The sequence below is a fragment of the Hyunsoonleella flava genome, assembly GCF_004310325.1.
Lineage (GTDB): Bacteria > Bacteroidota > Bacteroidia > Flavobacteriales > Flavobacteriaceae > Jejuia > Jejuia flava.
In genome coordinates, this window is the sequence record NZ_SIRT01000042.1 from 1 (window position 1) to 320 (window position 320).

General features: G+C 46.9%; 1 pseudogene. It reads right to left on the minus strand.

Going from position 1 to position 320, the window contains the following annotated elements:
* Positions 1 to 320: pseudogene (locus EYD45_RS16560) on the minus strand (zinc metallopeptidase); the annotation flags it as partial.

The window sequence follows — 320 nt, forward strand, 5'->3', positions numbered from 1 at the left end:
TTTATTCTTCAACCAAGCTAATGCTCTATTACTGGCATCGTACTCTACTGGCAAGGTAATGAAGCTGAACAATGTCGCAGCTCCCATCATTACTAAACCAGCTACCGGAACCCACCAACCTAAACCTAAGCCAGCGGCACCGCCTAAAATTAATCCACCAATAATCAATCATTGCGACATGCCAGAAGTTACGCTAACCACAGGGACTAAAGTAGAACGCATTTGCAACCGACTGTAAGCTTGCGCGTGCTGTACCGCATGACCAACTTCATGAGCTGCAACTGCAGCAGCAGCAGCATTACGCTGATTATAGACCGCTT